The organism is Streptomyces yamdrokensis (genome assembly GCF_053890455.1).
Map to the genome: position 1 here is coordinate 884,740 of NZ_CM132679.1, position 12,931 is coordinate 897,670.

Sequence of the window (12,931 nt, forward strand, 5' to 3'; positions counted from 1 at the left end):
ATGCCTCGCAGAACCAACTCCGGCACCACCGGGACCGACGACGCCCGCAAACGCCCGTCCGTCGGCTCCGTCCGGCGTGCTCAGCAGATCACCACGTACGGCGTGGGCGGCCTGCTCGCTGTCGCCGACCAGTCGTACATCGTCAGCGGGCTGGACACCTGGGACGTCACGGGCGAGCCGGATCTCCGGGATCAGCGCCTGGAACCGATGCTGCAGGTCAGCGGGTTCCGCCGCCCGCCCGCAGCCCGCATCCCCACGGGGCGCGGCGTCCGCGTGCGTCGTTTTCCCGCCACGTACTCGTGCCCTGAATGCAAGGCCCTCAAGGCATTCCGGCACCTCAGCGCAGGGCCGGACAGCAATCGTTGTGCCCGGTGCTCGACCCTGCTGGTGCCCTCGCGCTTCATGATGGCCTGCGAGGACGGACACCTCGACGAATTTCCCTACTGGGCTTGGGTCCACGCCGACCCGGAGCGCAAGAGCAGTGCCCCCACCTCGTGCTCGCGGACCACCGCTGAACTGACTCTGGAGACCAACGGCCGCACGTCCAGTCTCCGCAGCATCGTGATCATCTGCAGCTGTGGGAAGAAGGCATCGATGGACGGTGCCTTCGGTGAGAAGGCCCTTGTCCGCCGGGGCCTTCGCTGCCACGGTACCCGCCCATGGCTGGGGCGCGACGCAGCGGAGCGCGATTGCAATCGGCCTCCGCAAACCCTCCAGCGAGGATCCTCGGCAGCCTGGTTCGCCGAACTGCGCTCGGCTCTGTCGATCCCCCCGTGGCACACGGAGCTGATGGAGCTCGTCGAGGCAGATCGCAAACACCTCGTCGGCAAGAGCGACGAGCGCATCGCGGAGTTCGCAGAGGACGAAGACTGGCTGAGGCCCGGTGGATACTCCCTTTCACAGGTGCTGCGCACAGTCCGAACGCTTGAGAACGCAAACCGGCCCGAGCCCACGCCCGACGGCGAGGACGAGATCCGGTTCGCCGCCGGCGAGTTGCTCCGGCAGGAGGAGTACGAACAGCTCTGCAAGGTCACCGAGGACACGCCCGAGAACAAGCACTTCGTCTGTGAGCCCCCCAAAGACCGTGACCTGTCCGACATTCCAGGCGTTGACCATGTGATGCAGGTCAAACGCCTCCGCGAGGTTCGGGCCCTGATCGGCTTCACCCGCATCCGTCCTTCGCAGGGCTCGAAGGCCGACCGGGCTCGTGTTGGCAGTCTGAGCAAGAATCCGGACCTCGGCTGGCTCCCGGCGATCGATGTCGTCGGCGAGGGCGTCTTCCTCACTCTGGACCAGACGCGACTCCGGCAATGGGAGTCGGCGGCGCACCCCACCGAATCCGACCGGATCCGGTGCATACGGGCCGCTCACGAGGCCATGCTCCGGGAGCAGGCGTGGGAGAAGCCCCACTCGCCGCTGACGTCACGCTTCGTCCTTCTTCACACGCTCGCTCACGTGCTGATCAATGAATGGAGCCTCGACTGCGGCTATCCCGCGGCGTCCCTACGGGAACGGCTGTACGTCAACGACGAGATGTGCGGTGTCCTCCTCTACACCGCGACGAGCGACTCGGCAGGCAGCCTGGGCGGCATCGTCGCGCGAGGGGAGATCGCACAGCTGTCCAAGAGCCTCTTGTCCGCCCTGGAACGTGCTTCCTGGTGTTCGTCCGACCCACTGTGCATGGAGGCCGACGCGAATGGTGTCAACGGGCTCAATCTTGCAGCCTGTCACGCATGTGTCCTGCTGCCCGAGACCAGCTGCGAGATGAACAACACGTTCCTCGATCGTGCGCACCTTGTCGGGGCACACGACGAGGGCTTCCCCGGCTACTTCGCCCCGTGGTCCACTTTGGGCGGATGAACCCCGCCCTCGCGCTCATCCGCGTCCTGCGCAACGCCGACGGCTCGGGTCCTGCATTCGAACGCATGACGTCGTGACGCTGCCTACGCGGGTGGAGCCACGCAGACGGAGAAGCAAGGCAGGCCTCCCTCCCGATGGAGAACTAAGACGTCGTCTCATTTGGTCTGTTCGATAGTCTGGCGTCGTGGGGATCGTTGAGCGTCTGGTGCCAGATGAGTTGTGGGAACTGTTCGAGCGGGTGGTGCCGCCCGCTCCCTCGCGGCCGCAGGGCGGTGGCCGCCGGCGGTACGGAGACCGTGAAGTTCTGGCGGCGATCATCTTCGTGGCCACGTCGGGCTGTACTTGGCGGCAGTTGCCTCCGTCGTTCGGGCCCTCGGGGCCGACGGCCCACCGGCGGTTCAGCGAGTGGAGCAAGGCCCGGGTCTGGGCCAAACTGCACCGCCTGGTCCTGGACGAACTGGGTGCACGCGGCAAGCTGGACTGGTCTCGCTGTGCGATCGACTCGGTGAACATGCGGGCCCTGAAAGGGGGGAGCTGACGGGTCCGAATCCTGTAGACCGGGGCAAGAAAGGGTCGAAGATCCACTTGATCACCGAGCGGACCGGTCTGCCCCTGTCCATCGGCATCTCAGGCGCGAACCTGCACGACAGTCAAGCCCTCGAACCCCTCGTGCGAGGCATCCCGCCGATCCGCTCCCGTCGCGGACCGCGCCGACGCCGGCCCGCCAAGCTCCACGCCGACAAGGGCTACGACTACAACCACCTGCGACGTTGGCTCCGCACGCGCGGAATCCGCCACCGCATCGCCCGCAAAGGCATCGAGTCTTCCCAACGACTCGGCCGGCACCGCTGGACGATCGAACGCACCATGGCCTGGCTTGCCGGCTGCCGTCGACTGCACCGCCGCTACGAACGCAAAGCCGAGCACTTCCTAGCCTTCACCAGCATCGCCTGCACCCTCATCTGCTACCGCCGACTCACCAAATGAGACGACCTCTAATCCGCCTCTGACCGACGCCAGGTCAGAGGCCTCTCCAGCGCACTGAGCCTTTTCCAGCCTGACGGTGCTGACCGCGTGTCGGACAGATCGGTGGAACGACGAAGCTCCTGGTAGACGGGTTCTCGACCAAGATTGCCCGTAGCCACCAGGAGCTTCGCGTGCTTGTCTACCCGTCGTCGATCGACCTGTCCAGTCGCACCCTGCGGTGCCTGACGGGACGACTCGCTGCCCGGCGAGGGGAGATCGGGACCCGATGGCGTCGGCTGACCGCCAGCCGTCAGGCTCTCCTCGCCCTGGCCCATCTGCGATGCGGTGACACCTACGCCCAGCTCGCCGCCGGGTTCGGTATCGGCGTCGCAACCGTGTACCGCTACATACGCGAGGCCGTCGATGTGCTGGCCGCCCTCGCACCCACCCTGGCCGAGGCGATGGACATCGCCCGGACCAAGGCGTTCGTGATCCTGGACGGCACCCTGCTGCCAATCGACCGGATCGCCGCCGACACCCCGTACTACTCGGGCAAACACAAACGTCACGGCATGAACGTCCAGGTCCTCACCGATCCCTTCGGGCGGTTGCTGTGGGCCTCACCGGCCCTGCCCGGATCGACCCACGACCTGACCGCCGCCCGCACCCACGGCATCGTCGACGCGCTCACCGACGCCGACCTCAAGTGCTGGGCCGACAAGGCGTATCAAGGTGCCGGTGGTTCCATCCGAGTACCCTTCCGCGGCCGCCGCCTCAAGCAGTGGCAGCGCCGGCACAACAGCACACACGCCAAGATCCGCTGCCTCGGCGAGCAGGCCATGGCCACGCTGAAGGGCTGGCGCCTCCTACGAAAGCTCCGCTGCAGCACCACCAACCGCATCACCGCGATCGTCCAGGCCGTCCTCGTCCTTCATCACGCCTCGGCATGAGGTTGGAAAAGGCTCGCTGTTCGGACCGCCTCGCCTGCACCTCAGCGGCGATCCGCTGCGCGACGCTCTCGGGCGCCTCGTGCTCCCAGAACCTCAGCACCGTCCAGCCTGCCGAAGTCAGGTGTTCCGTCGTCTCACGGTCACGGGCGATGTTGCGGTCGAGCTTGGTGCGCCACCACTCCGCGTTCGCTCGAGGGCTCGTCGCGTGGTCGGGGCAGCCGTGCCAGAAACAGCCGTCGAGGAACACGGCGATCCTCAATCTGCCGAACAGAATGTCCACCGTCCGGCGGGGCATGCCGGGCACAGGGACGTGCACGCGGTACCTCAACCCGCTGCTGTGCAGCAGGCGACGTACGGCCAGCTCCTGCGCGGTGTCGCGGGATGCCTGACGACTCATGCGCGCGGCAACGGAGGCCGACGATGCGATTGGCGACATATGACCAGTCTCCCGTACTCGCGGGTGATCCGACTGCGTCATCGATCGGATCGCCGAGCTTGCCGCGGTCTTCGGGGAGCCAGCAACCACCCGTTGCCCGGTGAGCGACAGGCAGTGACCAGAGGGGAATGACCTACCGCCCCCCGGGACAGCAGCGGCATGCAGCAGTGGCGCTGTGGGAGACTGCACGCGTGTCCCGAACCCCCGTAGAGCTGACCATCGACGCCGACGGGCGAGTCTCACTCCCTCTCGGACTTCTCGCCGAGGCCGGACTCGACCCTGGGAACCGCATCCTCGCCTACAGTGAGGGCGACGGACGCTTGGTGCTCCGCCGCAAGGAGGACGCGGTGCGCGACCTGTTGGAGCGAGGCACCCTGTAGGCCCTGCTTGGTGCCTCGACAGCCGGGCGCTCTGAGCGTTGCACCAGCAGAGCAGCAACATCGCAACTCGCCGCACTGGCCCGCACCCGGTCAGGTCGCCCGGATCCAGGTGATCGAGCGCCCCGTGCCGGACTCCGGCGACGCCCTTCGCCGGTACTTGGAGGAACATGGCCGACCCACTGCCCCGGCGGCCGGCGCGATCTACAGTGAGCTGATCCAGAGCGCGGGCCCGGCTGCGGCTCCGCGCGAGGCATACGTCGCGCTCTCGCTGGACGCCAAGGCCGCCAGGCGCCTGATCAGCCAGGCCGGAGGCGGTCTGACCGAATCCTTCAGCGTCCGGGCGCAGTTGACCTCGACCTTCGACCAGGCCGCGTGCACCGCCGGGCTCAACCCCACCGGCCGGCTCACCGCCCACGAGGTCGCGGCAGTCGTGCGAACAACATAGACCCCAAGGCCCTTTCCATGCTCGGCCGTTGGTCCTCCTCCGGGCGTCCCGAGACCGACCCCGTCAGCCGGGTCGTGGTCGTGGTCGTCGAGAAGTCGGACCACATCGCGACCGACTCTGCCGTCCACTCCACGTACTGGTGGAGAACTGGCCCCGCACCGAGACGTCGGCGGGCTTCCTGCACCAGCTGCTGTTCACCGCCGGGGGGCGGCAAACCTTGTCGCTGTCGTACGAGCCGAAGGGGCTGGACACCACCTGCGCGATGTCCAGCGCAGGAAGGCCAGTGTGATCGCGGACGCCGCCGAACGGGGTCGGCACGGCCAGGTCGACTCCGAAGCGACTCCATCGAGTGCCAGGACATCATGCCTTCCGGTGCTATCGCAGCTGGCGCGGCAGCTGCCGGTCATCGACGCTGTCCGGACAGTGACCGCTCCGTGGTGTCGGAGCGGTCACTGTCGTTATCCCACAGTCACCTCGGTTACAGGATCCGAAGAGCGAGGGTGTGGCAGTCCAGGATCTTGCGGGCCTCCGCCCGGCGGGAACGGCAGGGATGGACCAGGGCGACGCCGACGATGACGACGTACACGGTGATCCAGATGTACAGGGCCGTGATCAGCGCGCAGGGCAGGGGGCAGGTCGTCGGGAGCAGGCTTGTCAGCATGGTCTCTCCTGGTTCGTTGCCGGGGCCGTGTACTCCGGCGGTTCCCCAAGAGGACCAGGCGTGGTGTGCCCGATCTTGGTGAAGGTGGGGGGGTTCTATTCAAAAGGCACGTCCCCTTCCAGCGGAGTTGGGTAACTTCGCGGCATGTCTTCTACGGGTGATCTGGGGTCCGCTGATCAGCAGCTCATCGGCCACGCGCGCCGGCACGGCTTTGTGGTTTCGGCGAAGCAGCTTGCGTCGTGGCGGCGGACGGGGCTGTTACCGAGGAACACTGTGCGGTGGCTGGGCCGGGGGCGCGGGAGTACGTCGGCTCCGACCGACGAGGCGTTCGTCCTGGTCGTGGCGCTCGCCCGGCTGGCACGGAGGGGCGCTCGACCCTCTCATCTGGCGCTGGCCCTGTTCAGCGAGGGGTACCCGGTGCCGGAGAAGACCGTACGGGAAGTCTTCGAAAAGGCTGTCCGGGGTCTGGGCGCCGGCCTTGGCGAGGAGGGTCCAGAAGCAGGGGAGGACGAGGAGGAGTGGGCGGAGCGCGTCGCCGACGAGTTGGTCGCCTCCGGGCAGCGGCTCCGACTTGTTCCCGCTCGGGCGCGTCGGATCGACGAGGGTATCGCCCGGTGCATGCGTGACCGGGGGGTGGTGTGGCCTCCGCCGGAGCTGGTTGCACTGGACCGCAACCCGGAACCTTCGAGGCCGTCCGACGGGGAGGCCACCGCTGCGGCGGTGACCACGATGCTGCGCGGGGGCGCCGACATCACGCCGCAGGGAATCGGTGACCTGCTGCGGGCCATACAGCCGGCGGGGTGGGGCAACCCGTGGGCATCCCTGGCCGAGTACACGGTCGAGGACGTCCCGGACCTTGCCCAGGAGGTGTTTCTGCCCGACGGTGGGATGAGCACCCTCCCCGACGGCCCTGTTCACGACACCCTGCTGCGTCTGGTGGAGACAGCCGCCCTGGATGACCTGCGGGCTGCTTGGGCGGCGAGCGAGGCGACTCGGGAATGGGCTCTGGACCTGTGCGCACGGGTCGAAGCGGAGCTGCAGGCCGACGAGCTGGATGGCGCGGCCTTCGAATGGCTGATGAGCAGAACTCTTACGTCGGGAATCGTACTGATGTCTGAGATTAGTGATCGCTACTGGTCCCCGGCGGATCGGGCGTCGACGTCCGTGGGCCTGTTACTGATGCGGCAGGTATTCCGAGATCTCGAAGAGAAGGTGCCCGGCTGCCAGTGGGAGCTACTCGACTCCCCCGGCGTGATCATGCCGCCTCCACTGCTGGCGTTCCTCCAGTCCGGCCTGACGCCCTCCGGTTGAAACCTGACATACGGAAGCTCTGCTACCCGGTGCTGGCGGCGCCTCGGGTTCGGCAAGATCCCGGACCCCTTCGACTGCCATGTTGCCGAGGCCGGCCGCCCATGCGCCTGCACGCCCTCTGCCAAGTCTTCACCCTACGAGTCGGCCTTGGAACATGGGGCCTTGTCCCAAGGCCCCTGAAAGCCGTACGATGGCTTGCCCTTCGGACGGCCGGCGGCACGGGTCTTGACGGTGGCGTCGCGGTTCCTGCGCTGGATCGCACGCAGTTCCATCTGCGCGCCCCAGGCTTCCATGGTGAAGCGGTTCTCGTCGGCGGGGTCGTCGAGGTTCCAGGCTCCGTCGTGCCCGTACGTGACGAGCATCTTCTTCTCGTCCCGCATCTTGTAGCCGGTGTTCAGGCAGTCGACGACATTGCGGCCGAGCCGGTCCACCGCTGCCGCGACCAAGCCGTCGTACGGGCCCCTCTCGTCACGGAGCCACGGGCCCAGGCTGGGGCGGGTCACGGGATCCGTGGCGCCGGAGACTTCCCAGTCGTCCGCCCAACCGATGATGTGCGCCCCGACGGATGCGGCGGCAGTGAGCACGTTTTCTCGCTGGCGCTCGGGCGAAGACGTCGCCAGCTTCACGCGCGACAGCCGCCGTACTCCGAGCAGGCACTTGCCGCACCCGTCGTAAGGACGTTCAACTGCATTGAGGTCCGTACCGCGCATTTCTTCTCTCCGTTCGAGCGCGCATGGTACGGAGAATCGGCGGCACGCCCCAGCTGAACGATCTTGGTCAGCCGAGGAAGCTCAGACGAACCTGACGGTTGTCTTTAGCAATGTTCGTGTCGACCAGGCACACGGACTGCCAGGTGCCCAGCTCCAGTTGTCCGCCCAGTACGGGCAGGGTGGCGTGCGGCGGGACGATGGCGGGCAGGACGTGATCGCGGCCGTGGCCGGGGCTGCCGTGGCGGTGCTGCCAGCGGTCGTCGGCCGGCAGCAGGCTGTGCAGGGCCGCGAGGAGGTCGTCGTCGCTGCCGGCGCCGGTCTCGATGACGGCGATGCCGGCGGTGGCGTGCGGGACGAAGACGTTGAGCAGTCCGTCACGGCCGGCCGCCACCTCGCGCAGGAAGGACTCGCAGTCACGGGTGATGTCGGCGATCCGCTCCACGGAGCCGGTGGCGACGTTCAGGACCCGGGTGTTGAAGGCATCTGGCATACGTCCCATCCTGGCCCATGAGCCGGGGATCTCCGGGATCCGCAGCCCCGGGCGGCCGGAACGGCCCCTGGGAAGACGTGCCCCCTCGACAGCGTTAGTAGAAACGTGAACTACATGAGCGAGGCTGTGGCGCCCGAGGACCAGACCTCCGAGGTCGAGTCGGTCGAGGTCGAGTCGGTCGTGGTGGGCGCCGGACAGGCAGGGCTGTCCAGCGCCTATCACCTGCGGCGCACCGGGTTCGAGCCGGAGCGCGACTTCGTGGTGCTCGATCACAACCCGGGCCCCGGCGGGGCCTGGCGGCACCGCTGGCCCTCGCTCACGTACGACAAGGTGCACGGGATGCACTCGCTGCCCGGCATGGAACTCACGGACGCCGATCCGGCCCGGCCGTCCTCCGAGGTCGTCACCGAGTACTTCGACCGCTACGAGCGGGTGTTCGACCTGCGGGTACGGCGACCGGTGAAGGTGCGGGCGGTCCGGGAGGGCACCGGCGGGCGGCTGCTCGTGGAGACCTCGGCGGCCACCTGGTCGACGCGGACGCTGATCAACGCCACCGGCACCTGGGACCGGCCGTTCTGGCCGCGCTACGAGGGCCAGGAGACGTTCCGGGGGTGGCAGTTGCACACAGCCCGGTACCCGGGCCCCGAGGCGTTCGCCGGCCGGCGGGTCGTCGTGGTGGGAGGAGGCGCCTCGGCCACCCAGCATCTGATGGAGATCGCCCCGTACGCGGCGGACACCACCTGGGTGACCCGGCGGCCCCCGGTCTACCGTGAGGGCCCCTTCGACGAGGACGCGGGACGGGCGGCCGTGGCTCTGGTCGAGGAGCGGGTGCGGCAGGGGCTGCCGCCGCGCAGTGTCGTCTCGGTGACGGGACTGCCGCTGACCGACGCGATCCGCCGGAACATCGCCGACGGGGTGCTGGACCGGCAGCCGGTGTTCGACCGGATCACGCCGGAGGGTGTGGAGTGGAAGGACGGGCGACGGGTGGCGGCCGACGTCATCCTGTGGGCGACCGGGTTCCGTCCGGCCGTCGGCCATCTCACCCCGCTGCGACTGCGGGAGCCCGGCGGCGGCATCCGGGTCGAGGGCACCCGGGCGGTCGCCGATCCGCGCGTGCACCTCGTCGGCTACGGCCCCTCGGCCAGCACTGTCGGCGCCAACCGCGCCGGACGTGCGGCCGTACGGGACATCGGGCGCCTGCTGGCGAAGGAGCGCGTCACGGTCTGAAGCGGACGGCCGGGGAGCATACCACGGTCCGGCGCGGGCGACCGGTACGGGTCACCTCACTTCTCCGCCGGCTGTTCCTGCTTCTCCCGCCGCTCCTTCTGCTGCCGCGCGGTGAACTCGGCGACGTCGCTCTGGTGTTCCTTGTAGTCGGCGGTGAAGCGGGTCTCGCCCGGCTTGACCGTGACGAAGTACAGCCAGTCGCCCGGCACCGGGTTGATCGCCGCGCGCATCGCCTCCTCGCCGGGGTTGTCGATCGGGGTGGGCGGCAGCCCCATGCGCGTATAGGAGTTGTAGGCGTTGCCGGCCTCGATGTCCGTCTCCTTGACGCCGGGCGTCGTACGGCCCAGGGCGTAGTCGACCGTCGAGTCCATCTGCAGCGGCATCCCGCGCTCCAGGCGGTTGAAGATCACCCGGGCCACCTTGCCCATGTCGGCCTTGGTGGGCGCCTCGGCCTGGACGATGCTCGCGATGGTGACGGCCTGGTAGACGTTCATCGCGTTGCGCTGCGCACCGGCGGCGACGGGGGCTCCGTTGAACTTCTTGTTGGCCGTCTCGACCATCAGCGCCAGCAACTGCTCCGGCGTCGCCTTCTCCTTCAGCGGATACGTCCCCGGGAAGAGGTAGCCCTCCGGGTTCCCCCCGGCGTCGGCCGGCAGTTTGAGGCCGGCCTTCGCGAGGGACTTCCTCGTGCTCCCCGCGGGCAGTTCGAGGGCCGTGTCGACGGCCGCGTACACCTGACTCGCCCGTCGGCCCTCCGGGATCACCAGGCTCGTGGGGCGGGAGTCGCCGTCGTCGCCCAGGACGAGCAGGGGCACCGCCACGGCGGTACCGGCCACGACGGCCCCGGTCGCGATGAGGGCGAGCCGCCCCCGGCGCGTCAGTCGGATCGTGCTTCGTGACGGAGTGTTCGTCTGCATGCGGGCACGGTAACCCGCATATCGTCACAAACCTGGCATATTTTCATCTTGTCGGCTCCAGTTGGGCGTCCCTGCGGACGAGGGCCGCGTACCGCCCGCCCCGCCCCAGGAGCTCCTCGTGCGTGCCGCGTTCGACCGCGCGTCCCGCGTCGAGCACCACGATCTGGTCTGCGCCGCGGACGGTGGAGAGCCGGTGGGCGATGGTGAGCGTGGTCCGGTCGGCCGACAGCGCGTCGATGGCCTGCTGGACGGCGGCCTCGGTACGGGTGTCGAGCGCGCTGGTGGCCTCGTCGAGGACGAGGACGGGCGGGTCGCGCAGAATGGTCCGGGCGATCGCCAGGCGCTGCTTCTCACCGCCGGAGAAGCGGTGGCCGCGCTCCCCCACGACGGTGTCGTACCCGTCGGGCAGGGCGGCGATGTGGTCGTGGATCTGCGCCGCCCGGGCCGCCGCGCGGAGTTCCTCCTCCGTGGCGTCGGGCTTCGCGAACCGCAGGTTGTCGGCGACGGAGGCGTGGAAGAGATACGTCTCCTGGGAGACGACGCCGACCGCGCGCGCCAGGGTGTCGAAGTCGAGGTCGCGCACGTCGACGCCGTCGAGCGTGACCCTGCCTCCGGTGACGTCGTACAGCCGTGGCACGAGGTGGCCCAGCGTGGACTTGCCGGCGCCGGTCGAGCCGACCACCGCGAGGCTGGTGCCGGCGGGGACGGTGATGTCGATGCCGTCGAGCACGGGGCCGCCCTTGCCGTCGTAGCCGAAGCTGACGTTCTCGAACCGGACTTCGCCGCCCACCCGGTCCAGGTGGACCGGATCCGTACGCTCGGCGATGTCCACGGGGAGGTCGAGATACTCGAAGATGCGCTGGAACAGCGCGAGCGAGGCCTGGATCTGGACCCCGGTCGACAGCAGGCTCACGGCCGGCCGGAACAGGCCCTGCTGGAGCGAGACGAAGGCGACGATCGTCCCGATGGAGACCCCGGGGCCGTTCGTGCTCAGGGCGATGCCCGCGGTCCAGTAGATGACGGCGGGCATGGCGGCCATGACGATCGTGATGACGGCCATGCGCCAGCGGCCGGCCATGTTCGACCGGACCTCCAGGTCCACCAGACGGTCGGACTCTTCGGCGAAGGCACTGGTCAGCGAGTCGGACCGGCCCATGGTGCGGCCCAGCAGGATGCCGCTGACCGACAGCGACTCGGTGATCGTGGCGGCCATCGAGGCCATCTGCTTCTGACGCTGGGTGGTGATCTTCTTGCGTTCGTTGCCGACACGGCGGCTGATCCACACGAAGGCCGGCAGCAGGACCAGCGAGACGACGGTCAGCCGCCAGTCGAGGACGAGCATCGCGACGACGGTGGCGACGACGCTGGTGAGGTTGGAGACCAGGGAGGTCGCCGTGGAGGTCACGGTGGCCTGCATGCCGCCGATGTCGTTGGCGATGCGGGACTGGACCTCGCCGGTGCGGGTGCGGGTGAAGAAGGCGAGCGACATGCGCTGGAGCCGGTCGTAGACGGCGGTGCGCAGATCGTGCATCACGCGCTGGCCCACGGTCGTGGAGATCAGCGTCTGGAGCACACCGAAGACACTGGTGAGGACGGCGCTGAGGATCATGCCGAGGGCCAGCAGGCTGAGGAGTCCGGTGCGGCCCTCGGGGATCGCGACGTCGAGGATCGCCTTGAGCAGGAACGGGGTGGCGACCGAGACGAGCGACGCCGCCCCGACGAGCAGACCGACGACCGCGAGGCGACCCCGGTAGGGGCGGAACAGCCGCAGGATGCGACGCACCTGCCGGGGCTGCTCCTCGGCGCCCGCGGGTGCGCTCCGGGCGGGTTCATGGTCGGGGTGCATGGTCTCCTTCGAGGGCTCGGGAGCGGGAAACCGGGCGCGGGAGCCCGTGGCCGCCCCGTGGCCGCCCCGGGTCGGCCACGGGCGGTCAGGGGCGGTCAGGGGCCGGCCACGGGGATGCCGGGACAGCGGAGCCTAGCTCATTGTTACCTATACTCACAATGAGCGGCATGCTGATATTGTTCCGCACATGACCACCCCCGACCCCGACGGCCTGCTGGCCGAGCAGCTGCTTCGGCTGACCCGCCGGGTGCACCGCATCCAGAAGCGCCATCTGGTGCGGCGCGAGCTGGGCGTCACCCCGGCCCAGTCCCGGCTGCTGCGCAGCCTCGCCCACTACGCCTCGCCGCCCCGCATGGCCGACCTGGCCGAACGGCTGGAGGTCGTGCCGCGCGCCGTGACCACGCTGGTCGACGGGCTGGAGGCCGGCGGCAAGGTGCGGCGGGTGCCCGATCCGGCCAATCGACGGGTGATCCGGATCGAGCTCACCGACGAGGGACACGCGGCCCTGCGGGAGCTGCACGCCGCGCGCAGGGCCGCCGCGGAGGAGATCCTGGCTCCGCTGGCGGACGAGCAGCGCGAGGTTCTCGGCGCGCTGCTGGACACACTGGTCGACGGGACGTCCGCCACCCCGCAGCACCGCGACGCGTCCTGCTGAGCCGCCGCGCGGGGAACTGTTCCGAGGCCTCGTGGCGCCGTCGGCCGGTGCGCCGCGCCATGGGCGCCCGGCGGTCC

General features: G+C 69.0%; 13 protein-coding genes and 1 pseudogene. 8 read left to right on the plus strand and 6 right to left on the minus strand.

The genetic code is table 11. From position 1 onward, the window contains the following. The 3 genes from drmB to ACWZEH_RS03350 all read left to right on the plus strand — a co-directional run bounded on the left by drmB (position 1) and on the right by ACWZEH_RS03350 (position 3,776). Positions 1-1,860 carry a DrmB family protein gene (gene drmB, locus ACWZEH_RS03340; RefSeq protein WP_456195465.1) on the plus strand — a complete coding sequence of 620 codons (1,860 nt, stop codon included), beginning with the start codon at positions 1-3 and terminating at the stop codon, positions 1,858-1,860. A gap of 190 nt (positions 1,861-2,050) precedes the next feature. Further along, positions 2,051-2,847, plus strand: a protein-coding gene (locus ACWZEH_RS03345) for an IS5 family transposase (RefSeq protein ID WP_456199417.1) whose coding sequence is annotated in 2 segments (ribosomal slippage) — positions 2,051-2,386 and positions 2,389-2,847 — 795 coding nt in all. Because the reading frame shifts where the segments join, the coding sequence is not laid out codon by codon here. A 170-nt stretch (positions 2,848-3,017) separates the two neighbouring features. Next, on the plus strand, positions 3,018-3,776 hold the full coding sequence (locus ACWZEH_RS03350; RefSeq protein WP_456195466.1) for a transposase family protein: 759 nt from the start codon (positions 3,018-3,020) through the stop codon (positions 3,774-3,776). Here ACWZEH_RS03350 and ACWZEH_RS03355 read toward each other — a convergent pair. After that, positions 3,727-4,173 (minus strand): very short patch repair endonuclease, encoded by a 447-nt coding sequence (locus tag ACWZEH_RS03355; RefSeq protein WP_456199419.1) that lies wholly within the window; start codon positions 4,171-4,173, stop codon positions 3,727-3,729. The genes ACWZEH_RS03350 and ACWZEH_RS03355 overlap by 50 nt on opposite strands. Before the next feature lie 230 nt (positions 4,174-4,403). Here ACWZEH_RS03355 and ACWZEH_RS03360 point away from each other — a divergent pair, with 230 nt between their 5' ends. Together ACWZEH_RS03360 and ACWZEH_RS03365 are read left to right on the plus strand one after the other, a co-directional pair. Next, positions 4,404-4,592 (plus strand): division/cell wall cluster transcriptional repressor MraZ, encoded by a 189-nt coding sequence (locus ACWZEH_RS03360; protein WP_456195467.1) that lies wholly within the window; start codon positions 4,404-4,406, stop codon positions 4,590-4,592. Positions 4,593-4,658: 66 nt separating this feature from the next. After that, a pseudogene (locus tag ACWZEH_RS03365) lies at positions 4,659-5,399 on the plus strand (SCO6880 family protein); the annotation flags it as partial. Positions 5,400-5,515: 116 nt separating this feature from the next. Here ACWZEH_RS03365 and ACWZEH_RS03370 read toward each other — a convergent pair. Then, positions 5,516-5,698, minus strand: coding sequence for a hypothetical protein (locus ACWZEH_RS03370; RefSeq protein WP_456195468.1), 183 nt, complete (start codon positions 5,696-5,698; stop codon positions 5,516-5,518). A 417-nt stretch (positions 5,699-6,115) separates the two neighbouring features. On the opposite strand from ACWZEH_RS03370, the gene ACWZEH_RS03375 reads away from it, so the two are divergent. Then, positions 6,116-7,009 carry a hypothetical protein gene (locus ACWZEH_RS03375; protein ID WP_456195469.1) on the plus strand — a complete coding sequence of 298 codons (894 nt, stop codon included), beginning with the start codon at positions 6,116-6,118 and terminating at the stop codon, positions 7,007-7,009. A 134-nt stretch (positions 7,010-7,143) separates the two neighbouring features. Here ACWZEH_RS03375 and ACWZEH_RS03380 read toward each other — a convergent pair whose 3' ends face one another. Further along, complete coding sequence (locus ACWZEH_RS03380) at positions 7,144-7,719, minus strand: recombinase family protein (protein WP_456195470.1); 576 nt, start codon at positions 7,717-7,719, stop codon at positions 7,144-7,146. A gap of 67 nt (positions 7,720-7,786) precedes the next feature. Next, complete coding sequence (locus ACWZEH_RS03385) at positions 7,787-8,209, minus strand: YjbQ family protein (protein ID WP_456195471.1); 423 nt, start codon at positions 8,207-8,209, stop codon at positions 7,787-7,789. Positions 8,210-8,323: 114 nt separating this feature from the next. Here ACWZEH_RS03385 and ACWZEH_RS03390 point away from each other — a divergent pair, with 114 nt between their 5' ends. Beyond that, on the plus strand, positions 8,324-9,436 hold the full coding sequence (locus ACWZEH_RS03390) for an NAD(P)-binding domain-containing protein (protein ID WP_456195472.1): 1,113 nt from the start codon (positions 8,324-8,326) through the stop codon (positions 9,434-9,436). A gap of 56 nt (positions 9,437-9,492) precedes the next feature. Here the strand turns inward: ACWZEH_RS03390 and mltG are convergent, their stop codons facing one another. Beyond that, positions 9,493-10,353 carry an endolytic transglycosylase MltG gene (gene mltG / locus ACWZEH_RS03395; RefSeq protein ID WP_456195474.1) on the minus strand — a complete coding sequence of 287 codons (861 nt, stop codon included), beginning with the start codon at positions 10,351-10,353 and terminating at the stop codon, positions 9,493-9,495. A 43-nt stretch (positions 10,354-10,396) separates the two neighbouring features. Then, on the minus strand, positions 10,397-12,199 hold the full coding sequence (locus tag ACWZEH_RS03400; RefSeq protein ID WP_456195476.1) for an ABC transporter ATP-binding protein: 1,803 nt from the start codon (positions 12,197-12,199) through the stop codon (positions 10,397-10,399). A gap of 187 nt (positions 12,200-12,386) precedes the next feature. Here ACWZEH_RS03400 and ACWZEH_RS03405 point away from each other — a divergent pair, with 187 nt between their 5' ends. Then, positions 12,387-12,854 carry a MarR family winged helix-turn-helix transcriptional regulator gene (locus ACWZEH_RS03405; RefSeq protein WP_456195478.1) on the plus strand — a complete coding sequence of 156 codons (468 nt, stop codon included), beginning with the start codon at positions 12,387-12,389 and terminating at the stop codon, positions 12,852-12,854. Positions 12,855-12,931: the final 77 nt, after the last annotated feature.

Excerpts from the sequence above, each read along its gene's own strand:
- ACWZEH_RS03380 (WP_456195470.1), bottom strand. The coding sequence starts at position 7,719 with ATGCGCGGTACGGACCTCAATGCAGTTGAACGTCCTTACGACGGGTGC.
- ACWZEH_RS03405 (WP_456195478.1), top strand. The coding sequence starts at position 12,387 with ATGACCACCCCCGACCCCGACGGCCTGCTGGCCGAGCAGCTGCTTCGG.
- drmB (WP_456195465.1), top strand. The coding sequence starts at position 1 with ATGCCTCGCAGAACCAACTCCGGCACCACCGGGACCGACGACGCCCGC.
- ACWZEH_RS03400 (WP_456195476.1), bottom strand. The coding sequence starts at position 12,199 with ATGCACCCCGACCATGAACCCGCCCGGAGCGCACCCGCGGGCGCCGAG.
- ACWZEH_RS03370 (WP_456195468.1), bottom strand. The coding sequence starts at position 5,698 with ATGCTGACAAGCCTGCTCCCGACGACCTGCCCCCTGCCCTGCGCGCTG.
- mltG (WP_456195474.1), bottom strand. The coding sequence starts at position 10,353 with ATGCAGACGAACACTCCGTCACGAAGCACGATCCGACTGACGCGCCGG.
- ACWZEH_RS03355 (WP_456199419.1), bottom strand. The coding sequence starts at position 4,173 with ATGAGTCGTCAGGCATCCCGCGACACCGCGCAGGAGCTGGCCGTACGT.
- ACWZEH_RS03390 (WP_456195472.1), top strand. The coding sequence starts at position 8,324 with ATGAGCGAGGCTGTGGCGCCCGAGGACCAGACCTCCGAGGTCGAGTCG.
- ACWZEH_RS03385 (WP_456195471.1), bottom strand. The coding sequence starts at position 8,209 with ATGCCAGATGCCTTCAACACCCGGGTCCTGAACGTCGCCACCGGCTCC.